The 19566-nt window shown below is 70.0% G+C and carries 22 protein-coding genes and 1 pseudogene; 7 read left to right on the top strand and 16 right to left on the bottom strand.

The genetic code is table 11. The features are described from left to right. Positions 1-22 precede the first annotated feature (22 nt). The 3 genes and pseudogenes from A2790_RS03575 to A2790_RS03585 form a co-directional block, all read right to left on the bottom strand. A complete protein-coding gene (locus A2790_RS03575) occupies positions 23-1447 on the bottom strand; it encodes an amidase family protein (RefSeq protein ID WP_293387729.1) in 1425 nt (474 codons plus the stop codon). Beyond that, entirely contained in the window at positions 1447-2178 is a 732-nt protein-coding gene (locus A2790_RS03580; RefSeq protein WP_293387731.1) for an aminotransferase class III-fold pyridoxal phosphate-dependent enzyme, read from the bottom strand. The genes A2790_RS03575 and A2790_RS03580 overlap by 1 nt, the downstream gene beginning before the upstream one ends. A 160-nt stretch (positions 2179-2338) precedes the next feature. Beyond that, a pseudogene (locus A2790_RS03585) lies at positions 2339-2725 on the bottom strand (aminotransferase class III-fold pyridoxal phosphate-dependent enzyme); the annotation flags it as partial. A gap of 90 nt (positions 2726-2815) precedes the next feature. Between A2790_RS03585 and A2790_RS03590 the strand changes: the two are divergent. The 3 genes from A2790_RS03590 to A2790_RS03600 all read left to right on the top strand — a co-directional run bounded on the left by A2790_RS03590 (position 2816) and on the right by A2790_RS03600 (position 5846). Next, entirely contained in the window at positions 2816-3979 is a 1164-nt protein-coding gene (locus A2790_RS03590; protein WP_293387654.1) for an MFS transporter, read from the top strand. A 10-nt stretch (positions 3980-3989) separates the two neighbouring features. Further along, positions 3990-4748 (top strand): N-acyl homoserine lactonase family protein, encoded by a 759-nt coding sequence (locus tag A2790_RS03595; RefSeq protein WP_293387655.1) that lies wholly within the window; start codon positions 3990-3992, stop codon positions 4746-4748. 78 nt (positions 4749-4826) lie between these two features. Continuing rightward, complete coding sequence (locus A2790_RS03600) at positions 4827-5846, top strand: NAD(P)-dependent alcohol dehydrogenase (protein ID WP_293387657.1); 1020 nt, start codon at positions 4827-4829, stop codon at positions 5844-5846. Between the two features lie 85 nt (positions 5847-5931). Here the strand turns inward: A2790_RS03600 and A2790_RS03605 are convergent, their stop codons facing one another. The 3 genes from A2790_RS03605 to A2790_RS03615 are packed head-to-tail and all read right to left on the bottom strand — an operon-like array spanning position 5932 to position 7791. After that, the gene (locus A2790_RS03605) at positions 5932-6732 is read right to left on the bottom strand and encodes a class III extradiol ring-cleavage dioxygenase (RefSeq protein ID WP_293387659.1); all 801 of its coding nucleotides are present in this window, start codon (positions 6730-6732) and stop codon (positions 5932-5934) included. Positions 6733-6758: 26 nt separating this feature from the next. Continuing rightward, complete coding sequence (locus A2790_RS03610) at positions 6759-7334, bottom strand: NAD(P)H-dependent oxidoreductase (RefSeq protein ID WP_293387661.1); 576 nt, start codon at positions 7332-7334, stop codon at positions 6759-6761. 37 nt (positions 7335-7371) lie between these two features. Next, complete coding sequence (locus A2790_RS03615) at positions 7372-7791, bottom strand: DoxX family protein (protein ID WP_293387663.1); 420 nt, start codon at positions 7789-7791, stop codon at positions 7372-7374. Positions 7792-7918: 127 nt separating this feature from the next. On the opposite strand from A2790_RS03615, the gene A2790_RS03620 reads away from it, so the two are divergent. Beyond that, positions 7919-8854, top strand: a complete 936-nt coding sequence (locus A2790_RS03620) for a LysR family transcriptional regulator (protein WP_293387665.1) — start codon at positions 7919-7921, stop codon at positions 8852-8854. Between the two features lie 12 nt (positions 8855-8866). On the opposite strand, the gene A2790_RS03625 is transcribed toward A2790_RS03620, so the two are convergent. The 6 genes from A2790_RS03625 to A2790_RS03650 all read right to left on the bottom strand — a co-directional run bounded on the left by A2790_RS03625 (position 8867) and on the right by A2790_RS03650 (position 12531). Then, positions 8867-9448, bottom strand: a complete 582-nt coding sequence (locus A2790_RS03625; RefSeq protein ID WP_293387667.1) for an SRPBCC domain-containing protein — start codon at positions 9446-9448, stop codon at positions 8867-8869. Then, a complete protein-coding gene (locus A2790_RS03630; protein ID WP_293387669.1) occupies positions 9445-9795 on the bottom strand; it encodes a metalloregulator ArsR/SmtB family transcription factor in 351 nt (116 codons plus the stop codon). Before A2790_RS03630 ends, A2790_RS03625 begins: the two co-directional genes overlap by 4 nt. 108 nt (positions 9796-9903) lie before the next feature. Further along, a complete protein-coding gene (locus A2790_RS03635; RefSeq protein ID WP_293387671.1) occupies positions 9904-10734 on the bottom strand; it encodes a DUF6644 family protein in 831 nt (276 codons plus the stop codon). Further along, positions 10731-11345 carry a DUF6644 family protein gene (locus A2790_RS03640; protein WP_293387673.1) on the bottom strand — a complete coding sequence of 205 codons (615 nt, stop codon included), beginning with the start codon at positions 11343-11345 and terminating at the stop codon, positions 10731-10733. Before A2790_RS03640 ends, A2790_RS03635 begins: the two co-directional genes overlap by 4 nt. 138 nt (positions 11346-11483) lie before the next feature. After that, complete coding sequence (locus A2790_RS03645; protein ID WP_293387675.1) at positions 11484-12005, bottom strand: CinA family protein; 522 nt, start codon at positions 12003-12005, stop codon at positions 11484-11486. Between the two features lie 7 nt (positions 12006-12012). Next, on the bottom strand, positions 12013-12531 hold the full coding sequence (locus tag A2790_RS03650) for a hemerythrin domain-containing protein (protein ID WP_293387677.1): 519 nt from the start codon (positions 12529-12531) through the stop codon (positions 12013-12015). A gap of 96 nt (positions 12532-12627) precedes the next feature. Between A2790_RS03650 and A2790_RS03655 the strand changes: the two genes are divergently transcribed. Further along, positions 12628-13644, top strand: a complete 1017-nt coding sequence (locus A2790_RS03655) for an FAD-dependent oxidoreductase (protein WP_293387679.1) — start codon at positions 12628-12630, stop codon at positions 13642-13644. Between the two features lie 2 nt (positions 13645-13646). After that, positions 13647-14816: an acyl-CoA dehydrogenase family protein gene (locus A2790_RS03660; protein WP_293387681.1), complete on the top strand. Its 1170-nt coding sequence runs from the start codon at positions 13647-13649 to the stop codon at positions 14814-14816. A gap of 18 nt (positions 14817-14834) precedes the next feature. On the opposite strand, the gene A2790_RS03665 is transcribed toward A2790_RS03660, so the two are convergent. Then, on the bottom strand, positions 14835-15521 hold the full coding sequence (locus tag A2790_RS03665) for a TonB family protein (protein WP_293387683.1): 687 nt from the start codon (positions 15519-15521) through the stop codon (positions 14835-14837). Positions 15522-15635: 114 nt separating this feature from the next. On the opposite strand from A2790_RS03665, the gene A2790_RS03670 reads away from it, so the two are divergent. Further along, on the top strand, positions 15636-16487 hold the full coding sequence (locus A2790_RS03670) for a transglycosylase SLT domain-containing protein (RefSeq protein WP_293387685.1): 852 nt from the start codon (positions 15636-15638) through the stop codon (positions 16485-16487). A gap of 8 nt (positions 16488-16495) precedes the next feature. On the opposite strand, the gene A2790_RS03675 is transcribed toward A2790_RS03670, so the two are convergent. The 3 genes from A2790_RS03675 to A2790_RS03685 form a co-directional block, all read right to left on the bottom strand. Further along, positions 16496-16888, bottom strand: coding sequence for a response regulator (locus A2790_RS03675; RefSeq protein WP_293387687.1), 393 nt, complete (start codon positions 16886-16888; stop codon positions 16496-16498). Further along, a complete protein-coding gene (locus A2790_RS03680; protein WP_293387689.1) occupies positions 16885-18285 on the bottom strand; it encodes an HWE histidine kinase domain-containing protein in 1401 nt (466 codons plus the stop codon). Before A2790_RS03680 ends, A2790_RS03675 begins: the two co-directional genes overlap by 4 nt. 69 nt (positions 18286-18354) lie before the next feature. After that, positions 18355-19551 (bottom strand): CaiB/BaiF CoA-transferase family protein, encoded by a 1197-nt coding sequence (locus A2790_RS03685; RefSeq protein WP_293387691.1) that lies wholly within the window; start codon positions 19549-19551, stop codon positions 18355-18357. Positions 19552-19566 lie beyond the last annotated feature (15 nt).

Here is a 19566-nt window from a genome sequence, read left to right on the forward strand (position 1 = left end):
CGCACCGCCCCTCAGCCGAGGGTCATCCCCATACAGCAGGCCGGCGGTCTTTCCAGGGGGCTTCCTTCTCGAGCTGGGCGGCCAGGCGGAAGAGGGTGGCTTCGTCGGCGTAGCGGCCGGTGAACATCATCCCGATGGGCAGGCCGTTCGCGTCCATCTCCAGCGGCAGGCTCATGGACGGCTGGCCCGAGTAGTTGAACGGCGGGGTGAAGGGGAAGGTGCGGCCCTGCCGGCGGTTCACTTCCTTCGGCTCCAGGTTCACCGGGTCGATGAAGCCGATCTCCGGCACCGGCGTGCCCAGCACGGGCGTCAGGTAGACGTCCACATCCTCGAAGAAGGCCAGGGTCTGCCGGTTCAGCATGCGGGTTTCCTGCAACGAGCGCATGGCGTCGGCGCCAGTCTGGCGGCGGCCGGCCTTCAGCGTCGCCCAGGTGAGGGGCTCCAGCTCGTGCTCCTCGGGCTCGCGGCCCACCTGGGCGATCAGACGGTCCATGCCGGCGGCGAAGTTGCCGGCCGCGGCGGGACCGCGAGAGGCGTAGAGGGCGCGGTAGTCGATGCCGAGGCCCTTCTCGACCACCTCGTGGCCGAGAGCCTTCAGCAGGGCGGCGGTGCGCTCAAGGGCGGCCTGGATCTCCGGGTCGATCGGCCGGCCGGAGGGCGTCTCGGACGACCAGGCGATGCGCAGCCGGCCGGGGCTGCGGGTGATCTCCTCGACGTAGGGGCGTTCCTTGGCCGGCGCGGGATAGGCCTGGTAGGGATCGGCGTAGCCGGTGGCGTCCAGCATGGCGGCGCTGTCGCGGACCGTGCGCGTGACCACGTGGTCCACCACATTGCCGAGGGCGTAGTCGAAGCCGTCGGGCAGGTTCGGGTTGCGGTCGCGGGTGACCTTCAGGCCCACCAGGCCGCAGCAGGCGGCGGGGATGCGGATCGAGCCTAGGCCGTCGGAGGCATGGGCCAGCGGCACGATGCCGGCCGCCACGGCGGACGCCGCGCCGCCGGACGAGCCGCCCGAGATGTGGTTCGGGTTCCAGGGGTTGCGGCAGGCGCCCAGGTGCTGGCCCTCGGTCGTACCGGTGATGCCGTATTCCGGCGTGTTGGTCTTGCCCAGCGGCACGACGCCGGCCGCCCGGTAGCGGGCGGTGAGGCCGCCGTCCTCGTCATCGACGATGTGGGCGGCGAAGCGGCTGCCGAAGCTGCGCGGCCAACCGGCCACCGGCATGCCCAGGTCCTTGATCAGGAACGGCACGCCGCGGAACGGGCCATCGGGCAGGGGCCCGGCCGCGCGCCGGCGGGCGTCGTCATAGCCCTTGTAGACCACGGCGTTGAGGGTCGGGTTGTGCGTCTCGATCCGCTGGATCGCCGCCTCGACCAGTTCGCCGGGCGTCACCTGTCCGGTGGCCACCAGCTCGGTCAGGCCCAGGCCGTCGTACTCGGAATAGTCGTCCATCAGCGGGCTCCGGCGGAGAGGAAGGCGAGTTTCTCGACAGGCGACAGGTCGCGGACCTGTTTCTTCAGCGCGGCGAACGCGCCCTCGGCGGCGTCGAGGGTCTGGGCGATGTCGGCCGGCGTCATGGCCGCGCAGAGGAACATGTTGTGCCAGGGGTGCACGTAGACGCCGCGGTTCAGCATCTCGGACGACCAGCAGAAGCCTTTGCGCAGGTCCGGATCGTCGTCGAACAGGAACAGGGGCATGACGCCCGGGCCGGTCTGGCGGAAGCCGAAGCCCGCGGCCTCGGCGCGCTCGGCCAGCCCGGCGCGCAGGGTCTGTCCGAGGTCGGTGATGCGCTCCAGATAGTCGGTCTCGCGGATCAGCCGCAGGGTCTCCAGGGCCGCCGCCATGGTGGCCGCCTGGAACCAGAAGGAGCCCGTCACATAGATGGAGGCCGCGGCGGCGCGGGCCTTGTCGTTTCCCAGCATCACCGAGAGCGGATGGCCGTTGGCCAGGCACTTGCCCCAGGTGGAGAGGTCCGGCTGCACGCCGATGCGGCTCCACGAGCAGTCGCGCGACAGGCGGAAGCCGGCGCGGACCTCGTCCACGATCAGCAGGGCGCCGGTCCGGTCGCACAACTCGCGGGCGCGGCGGGCGTAGGCGGGGTCGGGATCGACCTGGTCGATGAAGGCGTCGTGCTTGAACGGCGCGGCGAAGACGGCGGCGAGGTCGTCGCCCGCCTTGGCCACGGCGGCCCTCCAGGCTGGCGACGTCATTGTAGTCGCAGAAGACCTGGTGCGCCCGGTCGCTGTCGATGACGCCCGCCGGCCGCGGCGTGCACCAGGGGATGGCGCCGTGGTAGGCGCCCTTGGCCCGGATCACCACACGGCGCTTGGTGTGCGCCCGCGCCGTGGTGAGCGCCATGGTGGTCGCGTCCGTGCCGTTCTTGCAGAAGATCGCCCAGTCGGCATGGCTGACCATGACCGTGAGGGCCTCGGCCAGCTCGACCATCAGGCCGGTGGGGCCGGTGAGGGTGTCGCCCCGCTCGAGCTGGCGCACGTAGGCCGCGTCGATCTCGGGATGGGCATAGCCGAACAGGTTGGGCCCGTAGGCGCACATGTAGTCGAGGTAGCGCGCCCCGTCGGCGTCCCAAATGTGCGCACCTTCGCCGCGCTCGAAGAACTGGGGATAGTCGTCGGGCAGCAGGCCGACCGACTGGTGGCCGTACATCCCGCCCGGGATGACCGCTGCGGCGCGCTCCCGAAGCTCGCGGTCGCGGCTGTTGCTCCGGCTCATGGCGCGCCTCCCTTATCGTTGTTCAGGAACAATACGCGCCGGGCGGCCGCTGTCGACCGTTGCGAAGGCGACTCCGTATAAGCGTGGCCCATGTCGCTGCCCGTCCGCCTCGGCCTCTTTTACTCGGCGATCTTCGTCGGGACGGGCGCATCGTCACCCTACATGCCGGTGTGGTTCGCCCACCACGGGCTGTCGGGCGCGCAGATCGGGCTGATTCTGTCGCTGCCGATGCTGGCGCGGGCGTTCACGGCGCCGCTGCTGGCGGTCTGGGCGGACAGCTTCAAGCTGCGGCGGACGGCGCTGAGCTTCCTCAGCCTCGGGGTCGCCGCCGCCTATGCCCTGATGGCGCTGCCGCTGGGGTTCGGCGGGTGGATGGTGGTCTGGTTCGCCGCCTCGTCCGCGTTCTCGACCATCTCGCCGCTCACCGACGTGATCGTCCTGAACCGCGCGCGCCGCGACGGCTTCAACTACGGCTGGCCCCGCGGCATCGGGTCGGTCGCCTTCATCGTCGCCAACGTGGTGATGGGGGCGGTGCTGACCTGGGGCTCGCCGGACCTGGTCCTGGTGTGGATCACGGGGGCGGTGTCGATCACCGCGCTCGCCGCTCGGTTCCTGCTGCCGCCCGATCCGGTGCACGAGGAAGGGCACGTCGCGCGGGCGTCAGACCGGTTCGCCGGCATCGGCGCGTTGCTGCGCGATCCCGGGTTCATGACGGCCGTGATCGCCGCCGGGCTGATCCAGTCCGCCCACGCCTTCTACTACAGCTTCTCCACTCTGGTCTGGAAGCAGCAGGGCATCCTCGAGAGCCTGACCGGCGTGCTGTGGGGCGTGGGCGTGGCCGCCGAGGTGCTGTTCATGTGGTTCATGGAGCCGTGGCGGCGGCGGATCGGGCCGCGCAACCTGCTGGTCCTGGGCGGCGCGGCGGCGATGGTGCGCTGGACGGTCCTGGCGTTCGCGCCGCCGCTCTGGATGATCTTCCCGCTGCAGATCCTGCACGTCCTGACCTATGCGGCGACGTTCCTCGCCTCGCTGCAGCTCGTGGAGCGGCTCTCGACGCCGCAGAACGCGTCCGCGGCCCAGGCGCTGAACTCGGCGCTGTCCAGCGGCATGCTGATGGGCCTGGCGACCATGGCCTCGGGTCCGCTGTTCGACAGCTTCGGCGCCCAGGGCTATTTCCTGATGACCGCCATGTGCGCGGCCGGCCTGATCGGGGCCGTCCGCCTGTACGGCGTGCGCAAGCTGGACCCCGCCTGAGGAGACGGCCATGACCTTTCGCCTGTTCGGCTGCGTCTGCGGCCAGTTCCACAGTCCCGGCGCCGGGATGGGCATGGCCGGAGAGCGGGTGAGCGTGCCGATCCCGTTCTATGTGCTGGAGCACCCCGACGGGGTCGCCCTGTTCGACTGTGGCCTGCCGACGGCCATGTGCGACCGCTCGGAAAGCTACCTGAAGGCGCTGCAGACCCAGGACCTGGATGTCACCCTGACGCCCGAGGAGACGCTGACGTCGCACCTGCAGCGGCTCGACATCGATCCGGCCAAGGTGCGGTTCGCGGTGCTCTCCCACCTGCACTTCGACCATGCCGGGGGCCTTCGGGAGCTGCCGAACGCCACCGTGGTGGTCCAGCGGCGCGAGTGGGAGGCCGGCTTCGACCGCGAGGCCTCCCAGCACTATGGCTTGCGCAAGCGCTACTTCGACCTGGGCCACGCGGTGGAGCTGGTCGACGGCGAGCACGACCTGTTCGGCGACGGCTCGGCGGTCTGTATCCCGAGCTTCGGGCACACGCCGGGGCACCAGTCGCTGAGGGTGCGCAGCCGGCAGGGCGACCACATCCTGGTGGGCGACGCCTGCTATCACTGTGGGGTGGTGGAGAGCCGGCAGTTTCCGGAATACTCCGACCAGGTCGCCATGAACCGGGCGCTGGACGCCCTCTTGGCGCTGCGCGAGGAACGGACGGTGATGGTGTTCGGCCACGACCCCGACCAATGGGGCGCGCGACCCGTCCTGCCCGGAACCCGCGCCTGACGTAACGGCGGCTGACGTGGCGACACGGTTGCGGCGCGGAGCCGCCCCTTCATGATGCCTCCAACTGGAGGAGATGAGATGCGCGCGCTGAACGTCACCGCCCCCTGGGGGCCGGACGCGATCAAGGTGGTGGAGGTCCCCGACCCCACGCCGGGCCACGGCCAGGTTCTGGTGCGGATGAAGGCCTGTTCGCTGAACTACCGCGACTTCCTGATGATCAACGGCATGTATGGCCGGGCCGCCGCGAGCGCGACGGACATCATCACTCCGTTCTCGGACGGCTGCGGCTACGTCGAGGCGGTCGGGCCGGGCGTGACGCGGTTCAAGGCGGGCGACCGTGTCTCGACGCTGTTCTTCCAGAACTGGGTGTCCGGCCCGCCGACGCTGGAGAAGCTGATGAGCGCCCTGGGCTTTCCGATCCCGGGCGCGGGGGCGGAGCTGCAGGTGTTCAGCCAGGAGGGTCTGTCGAAGGTCCCGGATTTCCTGACGGACCACGAAGTGGCGACCCTGCCGTGCGCGGCGCTGACGGCCTGGCGGGGCGTCTTCCAGGACGCGCGGCTGGAGCCCGGCGACACGGTGGTACTGCAGGGGACGGGCGGCGTCTCGGTTTTCGGCCTGCAGTTCGCCAAGGCGGCGGGCTATCGCACCCTCATCACCTCCTCGTCCGACGCCAAGCTGGAGCGGGCCAAGGCGCTGGGCGCCGACCATGTGGTGAACTACCGGACCACGCCCGAATGGTCCAAGGCGGTCCGCGCGGCCACCGGCGGCAAGGGCGCCGACTTCATCATGGAGGTGGGCGGCGGCGGCACGATCCAGGAGAGCATGAAGGCGATCAAGGTCGGCGGCCATATCGCCATCATCGGCATCGTGGCCGGCGCGGGCGAGCCGTTCAACCCGGCGGCGCTGATCGGCAACTCGGCCAAGCTGCAGGGCCTGTCGGTGGGCTCGCGCGACATGTTCGAGGCCATGTGCCGGGCCATCGAGCTGCACCAGATCCGGCCGGTCGTCGACAAGGTCTATCCCTGGACCGAGGCGAAGGCGGCGATCGGGGCCATGGCCTCGGGGGAGCACTTCGGGAAGATCGTTCTGGCGTTCTGACGGCGAGATCCGGAGATCCTCTGCGGCGGGTGTGTGCGCGCCGTGGGGGAGAACGAGGATCTCCGGTCCCTCTCGCTGGAGACAGTCAGGCGGCTCGGCCGAACTCCACGGCCGAGACCACCACATCCATGACCGTGTCGCGAAAGGCGACGACGGCCGGTTCGCCCGGGGCGGCGCCGGCGGCCACCATCAGGGGCAGAAGGTGTTCCTCGCGCGGGTGGGCTTCGCGGCCATGCGGCGCGGAGTCCCAGCGGGCGAGGGCCGCCTCGCGGCCGGTCGGGTCGGTCACGGCCGCTTCGAGCCATCGGTCGAACGCCGCCGAGCGTTCGGTGAAGGCGGGCGAGAAGCCGCGCATGTTGTGCCAGCTCATGCCCGAGCCCACGATCAGCACGCCTTCATCCCGCAGGGGGCTGAGGGCCCGGCCCGCGGCCAGGTGGGCCTTGGGGTCAAGGTCCGCCTTGAGCGAGAGCTGGACGACGGGGATGTCGGCGTCGGGCGTGACCAGCTTCAGCGGCACGAAGACGCCGTGGTCCCAGCCGTGGCCGGCGTCCTCGGCCGAGGCGATGCCCGCCTCGCCGAGGAGCCGGCGGACCCGATGCGCCAGGGTGGGGGACCCCGGCGCGTCGAAGGTCAGCTGGTAGGTGTGCGGTGGGAAGCCGTAGTAGTCGTAGTCGAGGGCGGGGCGCTCCGCCGTGCCGGCGGTGAAGACCTCGGCCTCCCAGTGGCCCGAGACCACCAGGATGGCCTTGGGGCGTTCCGGCAGGCTCGGGATGAGGCCTTGCAGGTAGGCCGCGGTCCGGTCCCAGGTGTCGGCTGGGCCCCGACCCCACTCCATGAAGAAGCAGGGGCCCGCGCCGTGGGGGAGGAAGACGGTGGGCAGGGTCATGGCTCGATACCTGGGACCTTCCGGGGTCAGGCCGCCTTCGCGGCCGGGGCTTCGCCGATGATCTTCTCGACCCAGGCGGCGAACTGGACGCCGTAGGACTTGAGGAACTCGGCCGTGCCCTCGTTGATCAGCTCGCCGGCGTCGTCGAACAGCCCGAAGGCGTTGCCCACATAGGCTTCCTGGCTAAGCAGGGGGACGTTGAGGAACACGAGCGACTGGCGCAGGTGGTGGTTCGCGCCGAACCCGCCGATGGCGCCGGGCGAGACGCTGATCACCGCGCCGGGCTTGCCGTTCCAGACGCTGGAGCCATAGGGGCGAGAGCCAACGTCGATGGCGTTCTTCAGCACGCCGGGGACCGAGCGGTTGTACTCGGGCGTGACGAAGAGGACGGCGTCGGCCGCGGCGATCTGCTCGCGGAACCGCACCCACTGGGCCGGCGGGTCGGATTCCAGGTCCTGGTCGAAGTGCGGCAGGTCGCCGATCTCGACGATATTGAACTTCAGGTTCGGGGCCAGGGCGGCGAAGGCCTTGGCCAGCTTGCGGCTGACGCTGTCCTTGCGGAGCGAGCCGACGACGACGGCGACGTTGCGGACTTGGGTCATGACAGTTTTCCTTTGCGAGAGGGGAGGTTGTCGGGGTTCAGGCGTGCGCCAGGCGCTGCCGGGCGGCGCGTAGGCCGTCCAGGCTGTAGGCGCCGGCGCCGGTCGTGCTGAGCAGCAGGAAGATGAAGGTGAACAGGATCGCCGGCTCACCGCCGTTCAGGACCGGGTAGAAGCTCGAAGGCGCGTGGAACATGAAGTAGGCCACCGCCATCTGGCCCGAGGCGACGAAGGCGGCCGGGCGGGTGAAGAGGCCCAGCACGACGAGGGCGCCGGTGACGACCTCGATGACCGCGCCGATGCCGAAGAGGCTGAGCAGGGGCTGCATGCCCGGCTGGGCGCCTTCCGGGAAGCCGGCCAGCTTGACCAGGCCATGGCCGATGAACAGCAGGCCGGTGACGACCCGGAGCGCGGTGATCGCCTGGGGGGTGAACCGGCTCGGCGAGAGGGATTGCGACATTTGAGGACCCTTCCTTGATCGGGTTCCGCCGGCCGTGGCCTCGGAATGACGGGAAGATGGGCCAGGGCCCTGCTGTTGATAATCCGGCCAGTTTGAAGGACTGTCTGTCCAAACGGGAAACAATCGCATGGACCGACTGGACGAGATTCGCGCCTTCGCCGCGGTGGCCGACGCCCGCAGCTTCACCCAGGGCGCGCGCAAGCTGGATGTCTCCGGGGCGCAGATTTCCAAGCTGGTGGCCCGGCTGGAGAACCGGCTGGGCGCGCGCCTGCTCAACCGCACAACCCGGGACGTCTCACTCACCGATACCGGCCAAGCCTACCTGGAACGCGCCCGCGACCTCCTGGAAAGCTTCGACGCGTTGGAGAGCTCGGTCCGGGACCAGAGCGGCCCGTCCGGCAATCTGAAGGTCTCGGCGCCGGTCTCTTTCGGCAAGAACCAGCTGACGCCCGCGCTGCTGGAGTTCGCCTCAGGGTGCCTGGCCGTATCCCTGGACGTGACGTTCTCGGACCGGATGGTGAACCTGGTGGAAGAGGGCTTCGACGTGGCGGTGCGGATCGGCCACCTGACCGACTCCTCGCTGGTGGCCCGCCGCTTGGCGGCCGTGCGGATGATCACCTGCGCCTCGCCCGACTATCTTGCCGGCGCCGGAACCCCGTGGACGCTGGAGGACATGGCGGCGCATGAGGCCGTGCTGGATACCAACGCCCGCGATCCCACGCTCTGGCGCTTCGGGCGCAAGGGCGAGGCGCAGGAGGTGCGGGTGCACGGCCGCCTGCGGTTCAACGGCGCCGAGGCCTGCGTGGAGGCGGCCGTGAAGGGCTTCGGCATCATCCGCACCCCGGCCTTCGCCGCCGCCGAGGAAATGCGCGCCGGCCGCCTCGTGCCGCTGCTCTGCAATTTCGAGCCGGAGGAAATCCACGTGCACGCGGTCTACCCGCACGCGCGGCACCTGGCGGCCAAGGTGCGCGCCTTCGTGGACTTCCTCGCCCAGCGGTACGCGGGCGAGCCGGAGTGGCACCAGGGCTGGGGCGACCGGCACCCCTCGCCAGAGCCGGCCTGACGCAGTCCGCGGCTAGGCGACCGGCTTCAGGCGCCAGGCGTCTGCGTTCAGCGGCCAGTTCTCGATCCGGGAGATCCGGGGCGTCATGAAGCCCATGACGGAGGACAAGGCCATAACCATCTCGCCGGAGAAGAGCGGCCTGCCCGTCTCGACCACGCGTTTGAGATTGTTCACGATGAAAGGGCCACTAGCGACCATCTTCCCGACCTTCGTGCCCGGCAGGGCCTCGGAGATGAGCGTGAACTCGGTGCCGCCAGGTACTTCCTTGAGTTCGTACGTCGTGCGGCCGGGCTGCTCGCCTTCGATCTGCGTGAAATAGATCGTGTGGACGTAGCGGTGGGGTGGCGTGAATTCCAGCACTTCGCCGACCACGATGGCGTTCCGCCGGTCCTTCGAGACCATCCGCATGGGACGGCCTTCGGCCAGCCCGCCCGGACCGGCGTCGCAGATCGCGCCGAAGAAGAAGGGCAGGACGGTGTCCGTCTTCACCAAGGTGTTCCAGACCGTCTCGATCGGCGCGTTGATGGTCACGCGCCAGTATTGCCGCGGGCCGTAAGGGCTGATGGCGGGATCGGAGGCGCCGGATTGCGTCATTGCGGTCCTTTCGTTGTTTTTGCGGCCGCTTCGGCCAGGGCCTTGATGTCGATGAGGCGGCGCCCCCAGTGGGCGGAGTACGCATCGGTCCAGCGGTCGTGGATCATCTGGATGGGCGCCGAGTTCAGGTAGAGGCGGCGGGACCGACCGTCCTTTTCGCTGAGGACGAGCCCGGCCTTCTCCAGCACAGCCAGGTGGTTCATCACCGCAATCCGCGTGACGTCGAACGCGGCGGCCAGTTCGCCGACCGCCAGCCCAGGCTTCGCCATCACAAGATCGAGGATCCGGCGGCGATGCTCGTGCGCGAGGGCGTGGAAGACCGCGTCCATCTCGTCATTGGTAATCATGTAATTACATGATTACATAATGGCCGGCCTGTCAAGTTTGCAGTGGCGCGCACGAAAAAGCGCCGCCCCCTCGGGCGGCGCTCAACGTGGCTCGCTACGTCGATTGGCCTACGCGAACGCGATCCAGCGCCCGGCGGCGGCCGTCGTCACCCAGACCAGGATGGCGGCGTAGGCGAGGGCCTTCACCGCCGGCCCGCCGCCTTCGGAGCCGCGGCCCGAACGGACGATCTGGATGGCGGCGATGGCCAGGATCCAGGCCAGGTAGACCACGATCAGCACCTTGTTGGCGGGATCTAAGCGCGCGTAGTCGTCCGGCTTGTAGATCGCATGGTGCAAGGCGAACTGGGTCGCGATGAGGCCGAGAAGGCCGACGAGGTACACGATCCGCGTCACGCCCTTCGTCACGAACAGGACGATCAGGGCGGCGGCGATGATGACGTGCCAAAGCCCGGGGTTCGCCAGCTTGGCGACGGCGAACACCCCGAGCGCGACGCCGAACAGCCCAAGCCCGATGGCCGCGGCGAGGCTAGCGCCCCGGCTGAGCCGGCCCTCGGCCTTCGCAGCCGGCAGACTGACGCCGTAGGTCAGGAACAGGGCGGCCGCCAGGCCCAGCATCTTCGCGGTGAAGGCTTCGGACGTGTAGAGGCGCTCGGGGTTCGACGTGCCGATCAGCACGCCAGTCGCGATCACGCCGATCACGCCGACGTTCAGCCAGGGCAGCACCCCGCGGCGGACCACGGACGGGCTTTCGTCGGTGAGGCCCGAGCCGATCAGGCGCAGGTTCAGGAGGATACTGGCGCCGCCGAGCAGAGCCAGCGACAGGATGTGCAGCACCTCCCATTGCGCGAAGTACGGCTTGATCTGTGCGCCGGGGAAGGTGTCGTCGAGCTGGGCGACCCATGGGGCGATCGCCGGGAAGAAGTCCTGCGGGCTGATCACTGGGCCATCTCCGTCAGGTCGATCGCGCCGCGTTCCGAGACGGCGCATTCCTGGGCGACGTTGGCCCAGTGCGGGAGAGGCTTGCCGCACTCATACCAGTCGTAGGCGATGAAGCGCCCGAACATGATCACTGCGACCCACGAGGCGATCGAGACGGCCGCTGACAGGCGCGCCTTGCCGGGCGGCTTGGGGGCCGTGTCCCACGCCGCGCGGTCCTTCTGCACCCGGTAGTGGAAGATGAAGATGTTGATCACCGCCACGGCGAGGAAGATCAGCTTCAGGCGGAACCAGAGATTATGGTAATAAAGCAATGGCTTGGCGTAGAAGAGTGCGACGCCGGTCACGATCATCAGGGCAAAGCCGAAGACGGTCAGGGGCAGCACGCGGTCGCTGATCACCGACACCGGCGTCGTCTTGAAGCCGACGCCCAGGAGGCGCAGGTCGACCAGGAAGATGGTGCCGGCGAACAGCATCAGCGAGAGGACGTGGGTGCCTTCGAGCAGGCCCCAGACGTTCAGCGTGCTGGCGAGGGCCTCGCTCCAGGACGGATCGTATTCGCCCGGGCCTTTCCCCACCTGGGTGGCCAGCCAGACCAGGAAGTCGCGTATCACCTAGTTTCCCCCGATAGCATACCGGCTTTTCTATCTCTGCCGGCGTGCGCCTCAATTGCGCATTTGCATCGGCGTCGCAATACGCCGTCGCTGGACGGGGACGCTAGGACCGGGCGGGGAACCCGGCAATACGGACGCTCAGGCCGCCTTGGCCAGGTCGCCCAATCCGTCGCGCAGCATCTTGAGCCCGACCCGCAGGGCCGCCAGCCGGACGGCTGCTCGGCCAATGTCGCCGAAGCGCTCGAGCCGGTGGCATGTGGGACCATCGCGGCTGGCGCACGCGAAGTGCACGAGACCGGCGGGGGCGCCCGGGCCGGCCTCGGAGAAGCCCGTCACGGAGACGGCGAGATCGGCGCGGGATGCGGCGACGGCGCCCTCTGCCATCGCACGGGCGCACGCTTCGGACACCGCGCCATCGGCCGTCAGCACCTCGCGCGACACGCCCAGCACCTCGTGCTTGGCGTCGTCGGAATAGGTGACGAAGCCACGCTCGAAAGCGTGGCTCTTGCCGGGGATGTCGGTCAGGAGCGAGGCGAGCAGGCCGCCGGTGCAGCTCTCCGCCGTGGCCAGCATCAGGTCACGGTCGCAGGCGGCCTGCAGCACCTCCTGGGCGAGGCGCTCGACGTCGTCCGGAATGGCCGGGTCGAGAGCTTCGGCCACGGTGTCCTCAGCGGGCCTTGCCGGCCAGTTCGATCTTGCGGGCCTTGAGCTGCTCGCCGATGGCCTTCAGGTCCATGTCGGACTCGCGGCACTCGGGGAAGTACTCGGTCTCTTCCTCCTCGACGTGGTGCTCGATCATCTCCTGTAACACCTTCACCTTGGCGTCGTAGTACGGATCGGACGGCGCCATGGCGTCGAGCTGGGCGATCAGGTCCTTGGCCGAGGCGTGCTCGACCTCGGCTTCGTTGACCATCTCGGCGTCGTCCACGAACTCGCGGGAAGCGGGATAGAAGACCTCCTCCTCGATCTGGGTGTGGACCTTCAGCTCCATGCTGATCTGCTGGAAGATCGCCTGTTTCTTGGTCTCGTCCTTCTTGGCCTTCTCGTACTGCTTGAAGAGGTCTTCCACCTTGCGGTGGTCGGCCATCAGCAGGCTGACGGCGTCGTCCGGACGGGCCGAGGCGCGGCCGGACTTGGTGACGCCTGAGGACGCGGACTTGGAGGTGGAGGTTTGGGCGGTGGCCATGAGGCTCTCCGTGGGGCTGGTTCGGCCCAATGAACCCTCCATCGCAGCACAGGTTCCGGGGCTTGCTTTTCTTGTGGGCAGCGGCTGGTTAGGCGCATGACGAACGCGCCTCGAGTCACCGTCGCCGGAGCCGGCGTGCTGGGCCTGACGACGGCGCTGGCGCTGGCGGATGCGGGCTGCGCGGTGACGGTGGCCGACCCCGGCGGGCCGAACGCCTCCAGCATTGCCGCGGGCATGATCGCCCCGGTGTTCGAGGCGGCGCTGGACGAGGGCGCGCGGCCGCATCTCGAGCTCTTGATGGCGTCGCGCGACCTGTGGCCGGGGCTGGCGCAACGGGCGGGCGTCGCCCTGGATCGGTCCGGCGCCTTGGCGGTGGGCGAGGAGCCCTGGCTGGAGAAGGTCGCGGCGGCGTTCGGCGCCCTCCAGTTGCACGCCACCGAGATCGGCGGCGACACGGCCCGCGGCCTGTGCCCGGGGCTGTCCGAGACCTTCGATAAGGCGCTGCTGACCCGCGAGGACTGGCGGGTGGATGCGCCGACCGCGATGGGGGCGCTCGCCGCCGCCGCCGCCGCCGCAGGGGTCCGCTTCGAACGCCGGATCGTGCGCGAGCGGGGCGAGGCCGACGTGCTGGTGATCGCCACCGGAGTCGCGGCGGAACTCGCCGAACTCGGGCCGGAGCTTGCCCGGCTGTCCCCCATCAAGGGGCACATCGTCCGCGTGGCGGCGGAGGTGGCCGGGGCGACCGTGCGGGGCGAGGGGATCTACGCTGCGCCGGGCGCCGGCATGGCGTTCGGGGCGACGATGGAGCCCGGCCGTTCGGACGTGGCGGTGGAGGACGACAAGGCCGCGCCGCTGCTGGCGGCCGGCTTCAGGCTCTTTCCCGCGCTCCGCGGCGCGCCGATCCAGATGGCCGCCGGCGTGCGGGCGGCGACGCCGGACGGGCTGCCGATGGTTGGCCCCGGACGCGCGCCCGGCGTGATGCTGGCCGTGGGGTCTCGCCGGAACGGCTGGCTGCTCGCGCCCCTGGTGGCGCAGACGATCGCGGCTTGCGTGACGGGACGTGATCCCGGTTCGTTTGCGGCGCGGCTGGATCCGGCGCGCTTTCGGGGGTGACGATGAGCGGGTTCTGGTTCTCCGACGAGCAGCAGGCGATCCGCGACGCGGTGGTCCGGCTCTGCGAGCGGTTCGACGCCGCCTACTGGCGCCGCACCGACGAGACCGGGGAGTTCCCGGAGGCCTTCGTGGCGGCGATGGTCGAGGCGGGCTGGCTGGGCGCGGCGATGCCCGCCGATCTGGGCGGCTCGGGCCTGGGCCTCACCGAGGCGGCGATCGTCATGCAGGCAGTGGCGGAAAGCGGTGCGGGCTTCTCGGGCGCCAGCGCCATGCACCTCAACATCTTCGGGCCCATGCCGGTGGTGAAGTTCGGGTCGGATGAGCAGAAGCGGAAGCACATTCCGCGGCTGATCGCGGGCCAAGACCGGATGTGCTTCGCGGTGACTGAGCCCGACGCAGGGCTCGACACCACCAGCCTTTCGACCCGGGCGGTCCGCACCAACGACGGCTACGTGATCCGCGGCCGCAAGATGTGGACCACCAACGCCCAGCGGGCGAACAAGGTGCTGATCATCGCCCGCACCACGCCCAAGGAAGAGGTGCGGCGGCCCACCGAGGGGCTGTCGCTATTCTACACCGATTTCGACCGCAGCCGGATCTCGGCCACGCCCATCCCGAAGATGGGGCGCAAGGCGGTGGAATCGAACGCCGTCTTCATCGACGACCTGCACGTGCCGGCGGAGGACTTGGTCGGCGAAGAGGGGCGCGGCTTTCACTATCTGCTGGAGGGGCTGAACCCGGAGCGGGTGTTGATTGGCGCCGAGGCGGTGGGGCTGGGCCGGGCGGCGCTGAAGCGGGCGGCGGCCTATGCCAAGGAACGCATCGTCTTCGGCCGGCCCATCGGCCAAAACCAGGGCGTCGCCCACCCGCTGGCCAAGGCCTGGGCCGACCTGGAGGCCGCCAACCTGATGGCCTTCAAGGCGGCCGCCCTGTTCGACGCCGGCCGGGACTGCGGCGCGGAGGCCAACGCGGCCAAGTACCTCGGCGGCGAGGCGGGGTTCCAGGCCTGCGAGGCGTCGGTGCTGGCGCACGGCGGCATGGGCTATGCCAAGGAGTTCGATGTGGAGCGCTACTTCCGCGAGTCCATGATCGCGCGGATCGCGCCGGTCAGCCGCGAGATGATCCTGAACTACATCGCCGAACGGGTGCTGGGCCTGCCGAAGAGCTATTAGGCAGGCCCAGGATCGCGCCTAGCTAGGCAGGCGGAAGACGATCGGGATCGAGACCTGGGCGCCGCCGACGGGGCGGCCGTCGACGGTCTGAGGGCTCATCCGGAAGTACCTCGCGAGCTTCAGCGCCGCCGAGCCGAAGCCCATGTCGGCCGGCGTCTCCGAGGCGACGCGGCAGGCGGAGACGGCGCCGGCGTCGGTCACTTGGCATGAGATGACGGCGCGGCCTTCGACCTCCATCCGCACCGCGCGGTCCGGGTAGAACCGCGCCATGTCCGCGCTGTCCGGCTTGCGCAGCCAGGTCGGGTTGCGGATCACCGGATCGACCGTCGGCGGGGCGACCGGCGTGGGCGGATCGACCGCCGTCGGCCCTGGGGTCGGCGCCGGCTCGATGACGGGCGCCAGCGGCGTCGGCGCGACGGGGATCGGCGCGCTGGTGATCACCGGCGGGCGCGGCGAGACGACGCGCTTCGGCGGCGTCTCCGGTGGCGGAGGCGGGGGCTTCTTCGGCAAGGGGCCGATGTCGACGACGATCGGGGGCCCATCTTCCACCGGCTGCGGCTTGGGCGGCGCGAACTGCATCATGGCGAGATAGGCCGCGACGAGCGCATGGAGGCCGAGGGAGCCGGCGACGACCAGGCTGGTGGTGCGCGACATGCGCCGCCGGGGCGCGACGAAATCGAAGGGGGTGGGCTGGCGGATGACCATCGCTTGCTCCGTGGTGAATTACAGGCGTAGTCGATGCGTCAATTACAGCGGTAATATGGCGGGACGCCCGCCGATTGCGGCGGCATTCTGAACAGGGTTAGCCGGGTGTTAACCATGATCGGCGACCACTGGCGCATGGCCGTCCAGGGAATCCGGGGCATCGTCGAAGCCGCGATCCAGCGCGCCTCCCAGGCGACGGGGGTCGATTTCGGATTCCTGATGAAGACCGCGGGCCGCGAGAGCAGCTTCAACCCGCGCGCCCGGGCGTCGACTTCCTCGGCCGCCGGCCTCTTCCAGTTCGTCGACCAGACCTGGCTGTCCACGCTGAAGCAGCATGGTTCCAAGCACGGTTATGCCCGCTATGCCGACCTGATCACCAAGGGGTCGGACGGCCGCTATCGCGTCGCCGATGGCGAGGCGCGGCGGGCGGTCATGGACCTCAAGCTAGACCCTCACGCCGCTTCCCTGATGGCCGGCGAGATGACCGCGGACCACGCCGCCTACCTCAAGGGACGGGTGGGCCGCGCGCCGACCTCGGGCGAGCTCTATGTCGCGCACTTCCTGGGCCCGTCCGGCTCGGCCAAGCTCATCCGGGCGGCGGAAAGCCAGCCAGGGGCGACCGCAGCCTCGCTGTTTCCCGACGCCGCGCGCGCGAACAAGGCGATCTTCTATCGCGACGGCCGCCCCGCCACGGTGGGCGAGGTCTATGCGAACCTGACCCGCAGCGGCGGCGGAAGCGTCCAGACGGTCGACCGGCCGGCGCCGGCCGCCGACCCGGTGGACGGAGGCTTCATCCAGTACGCCTCGACCCGCCGCGCGGCGCGGGAGCGCGAACAAGACGCCCTGGTGGCGATGATCCTGCGCGGCGCGCAGCCCGCCGATCAGGCCGGGGTCGGCAGCCGGCTGACGGGTTCGCTGTTCACCAGCGAGATGCTCAAGGTCCTCTCGGACAGCCGCGACAGCTAGTCCGGCCGCTAGCCCTGCGCGAGCGCGGCCGCCTCCACGAGGGCGCGCGCCACATCCCGCCCGAAGCTGGACGGCTTGAACGGCTTCTGGATGATGGGGTGCGCAGCGTAGGGTGTATCCAGGCCGTGGCGGCCGTAGCCGGTCACGAAGACGAACGGCACGCCGCGGCGGCGCAGCGTGTCCGCCACCGGATAGACGGGCTCGCTGCCGAGATTGACGTCCAGCAGGGCGCCGTCCAGCTCCGCCTCCGAGGCCAGCGCCAGGCCGGCGGCAAGATGCGAGGCGGGGCCTACGACCACGCAGCCGGCCTCGCTCAGAAGATCCTCGATCATCATCGCCAGCAGGGGCTCGTCCTCGACGACGAGGATGCGGCGGCCCGACAGGGATGGGGACGCGGTCATGCTTCACCGGCCAGCAACGGGAAATCCATCACGCACGTCACGCCCTCCGGGCCGAACTCGAGCTTCGCCGATCCCCGAAGGCCGCCGGCGAGGCTGCGCTCGATCAGCCGGGTGCCGAAACCCCGGCGTGCGGGCGGCGTGACCGGCGGCCCGCCCCGCTCCCGCCAGGTCAGCCGCAGCCACGTCTCGGCCCCCTCGCGGTGCTTTTCCCATGCGACGTGGACCGTACCCGTCCCCGCCAGAGCCCCGAACTTGGCGGCGTTGGTGGCCAGTTCGCCCAGGGCCATGCCGAGGGTGACGGCGCGGTTCGGGCCGAGCGTCATCGCGGGGCCCTCCAGCGTGTAGGGCGGCCGCGCCCCGTGATCGTAGGGCGAGAGCTGTTCGGCCACGATGTCGGCCACGCTGGCGCCGGCCCAGTCGTTGCGGGTGAGCACGTCGTGACTCTGCGACAGGGCGATCAGCCGGGCCTCCAGCGCCTCGGAAAACGCGGCCGGGTCGCCCGTGGACTTGAAGGTGTGGTGGGCGATCGACTGGACGCTGGCCAGGGTGTTCTTCACTCGATGGTTCAGCTCCCGGATCAGCAGAGTCTGGCGCTCCTGCGTCTCCTTGCGGAAGGTCAGATCGCGGACGACGCTGCAGATCAGGTCGTCGCCATCGCCCGGCAGGACGCTGAGGTTGGTCTCGACGGGAAACTCGGTCCCATCCCGGCGAAGGCCGAACAGGTCCGCGCCGTCGCCCATGCGCCTCGGCCCCTGGGCCCCGTCGAAATCGGCGACCCGCGCGCCGTGGAAGTCATGAAACCGGTGCGGCATGAGCCGCGTCAGGGGCTGACCGAGGAGTTCGGGACGCCCGTACCGGAAGAGTCGCTCCGCCTCGGCGTTGACCAGCACGATGCGCTGGTTCCGGTCGGCGATGATCATGGCGTCGGGCGCGGCTTCGACCACGTCGCGGAACCGCGCCTCGCTCCGGCTGAGGCTCGCGTTCAGTTCGCCGACGCGGGCGAGCGCCGTCCTGGAACCCGAATAGGCCGCGAGGAGTCCGGAGATGGCCGCCACATCCATGATCGCCACCGGCACGAAGAGGAACAGGGCGCTGGCGTTGTAGCCGGGCAGGTTCGCCGCGCCGACCACGAACCAGGATGCGGCGGCGGACAGGGCCACCGACAGCAGGCCGGGCGCGGTTCCGGCCAGCAAGGTGGCGATCAGCACCGCGGGGAAGAAGGTGATGAACTGGGCGCTCGAGATCCAGGGATTCAGCCACACGCGGGCGAGGGTGGCGAGCGCGACGGCGAGAACGGTGACGCCGTAGCGCGCCACCAGGCTGCCGGGCCAGCCCAGGCGGCCGTCCAGTAGTCCGTCCAGGGACAGTACGAACATGAGGCGGCGCGACCAGGACATGGGTCTCAGTCGGGTGCGCGCGAGGGAGCAGCCTTGACCTGGATCAACGTTATCCGTTCCGCAGCCGATTCACGCCGCTGCGCCGTCGGCGAACATGGCCTCGATTTCCGAGGCGCCGTAGCCCAGTTCCGCCAGCACCTCGCGCGTGTGCTCGCCCAGCCGCGGCGCGGGCGGCCGCCGGTCGGCGTCGGCGCCGGGGAAGCGGGCGGGCGCGGCGGGCGAGCGATAGGTCCCGCCCTGGCCGTCCTCGATCTCCACGAAGGCGCCGGCGGCGGCGATCTGCGGATCGGTGGCGACTTCGGCGGGCGTCTGCATCGGAGCCCAGACCAGGTCGGCTGCATCGAGCCGGCGGGCGATCTCGTCGAAGGGCAGGGCGGCGAACCCCTTGTCCAGTTCGGCGGCGAGCGCCGCAGCGTTCTGGCGGCGCGCCTTGCCGGTGGCGAACCGCTCGTCGGCGACCAGGTCGGGCCGGCCCGCCGCCTCGGCGAACTGTTCCCACCCGCCGCTGGAGCCGCGCGGATTGTGCACGAACCAGCGGCCTTCGGCGCTCTGGTAGTAGTTGGCGATGGCGTTGATCGGATTGCCGCGGGGCCGGCCCGACGCGACGCGTCCGAACTTGAGCTGGACGGCCATGTCCGAGCCCATGAGATAGACGCCGGACGCCAGCAGCGAGGTCTGGACCAGCCGTCCCTGGCCTGTCCGCTCGCGCTCGTAGAGCGCCGCAAGGATCGCCGCGACCGTGGCGAGCGATGTCGTGTGGTCGCCCACCCCGGAGGTCCGCAGGAAGGGCTCGGCCCCCTTGGGCGCGGTCATGTAGCCGATGCCGGATCGGGCCCAGAAGGCCGTGACGTCGAAGCCCGGCAGGTGGGCGTCCGGTCCCTCGAGCCCATAGCCGGTGATCACCGCATAGACCAGGCGCGGGTTGGCCTTGCGCAGGGTCTCGTCGTCGAGTCCGTTCCGCTTCAGCGACACTGGCCGCACGTTGGTGAGAAAGACGTCCGCATCGGCGGCCAGCCTGGCCAGCGCGTCGCGCCCCGCCGGCTTGGAGATATCCAGGACCACGCCCCGCTTGCCCCGGTTGTCGAGGTCGAAGGTCGGGTTCGAGCCGAGATCGTTGGCCAGGTCCTGGAAGACGTGCCGCATGTTGTCGCCGCCCGGGCGCTCGACCTTGATGACCGAGGCGCCCCAGTCGGCCAGGATGCCCGCGGCGCCGGGACCGGCGATGTAGGCGGAGAAATCGACGACCTTTAGACCTTCGAGCAGCACGCGACCCTCCAATGT

Source organism: Phenylobacterium sp. RIFCSPHIGHO2_01_FULL_69_31 (assembly GCF_001824475.1).
GTDB lineage: Bacteria > Pseudomonadota > Alphaproteobacteria > Caulobacterales > Caulobacteraceae > Phenylobacterium.

Excerpts from the sequence above, each read along its gene's own strand:
- A2790_RS03575 (WP_293387729.1), bottom strand. The coding sequence starts at position 1,447 with ATGGACGACTATTCCGAGTACGACGGCCTGGGCCTGACCGAGCTGGTG.
- A2790_RS03590 (WP_293387654.1), top strand. The coding sequence starts at position 2,816 with ATGTCGCTGCCCGTCCGCCTCGGCCTCTTTTACTCGGCGATCTTCGTC.
- A2790_RS03595 (WP_293387655.1), top strand. The coding sequence starts at position 3,990 with ATGACCTTTCGCCTGTTCGGCTGCGTCTGCGGCCAGTTCCACAGTCCC.
- A2790_RS03600 (WP_293387657.1), top strand. The coding sequence starts at position 4,827 with ATGCGCGCGCTGAACGTCACCGCCCCCTGGGGGCCGGACGCGATCAAG.
- A2790_RS03605 (WP_293387659.1), bottom strand. The coding sequence starts at position 6,732 with ATGACCCTGCCCACCGTCTTCCTCCCCCACGGCGCGGGCCCCTGCTTC.
- A2790_RS03610 (WP_293387661.1), bottom strand. The coding sequence starts at position 7,334 with ATGACCCAAGTCCGCAACGTCGCCGTCGTCGTCGGCTCGCTCCGCAAG.
- A2790_RS03615 (WP_293387663.1), bottom strand. The coding sequence starts at position 7,791 with ATGTCGCAATCCCTCTCGCCGAGCCGGTTCACCCCCCAGGCGATCACC.
- A2790_RS03620 (WP_293387665.1), top strand. The coding sequence starts at position 7,919 with ATGGACCGACTGGACGAGATTCGCGCCTTCGCCGCGGTGGCCGACGCC.
- A2790_RS03625 (WP_293387667.1), bottom strand. The coding sequence starts at position 9,448 with ATGACGCAATCCGGCGCCTCCGATCCCGCCATCAGCCCTTACGGCCCG.
- A2790_RS03630 (WP_293387669.1), bottom strand. The coding sequence starts at position 9,795 with ATGATTACCAATGACGAGATGGACGCGGTCTTCCACGCCCTCGCGCAC.
- A2790_RS03650 (WP_293387677.1), bottom strand. The coding sequence starts at position 12,531 with ATGGCCACCGCCCAAACCTCCACCTCCAAGTCCGCGTCCTCAGGCGTC.
- A2790_RS03655 (WP_293387679.1), top strand. The coding sequence starts at position 12,628 with ATGACGAACGCGCCTCGAGTCACCGTCGCCGGAGCCGGCGTGCTGGGC.
- A2790_RS03660 (WP_293387681.1), top strand. The coding sequence starts at position 13,647 with ATGAGCGGGTTCTGGTTCTCCGACGAGCAGCAGGCGATCCGCGACGCG.
- A2790_RS03665 (WP_293387683.1), bottom strand. The coding sequence starts at position 15,521 with ATGGTCATCCGCCAGCCCACCCCCTTCGATTTCGTCGCGCCCCGGCGG.
- A2790_RS03670 (WP_293387685.1), top strand. The coding sequence starts at position 15,636 with ATGATCGGCGACCACTGGCGCATGGCCGTCCAGGGAATCCGGGGCATC.
- A2790_RS03675 (WP_293387687.1), bottom strand. The coding sequence starts at position 16,888 with ATGACCGCGTCCCCATCCCTGTCGGGCCGCCGCATCCTCGTCGTCGAG.
- A2790_RS03680 (WP_293387689.1), bottom strand. The coding sequence starts at position 18,285 with ATGTCCTGGTCGCGCCGCCTCATGTTCGTACTGTCCCTGGACGGACTA.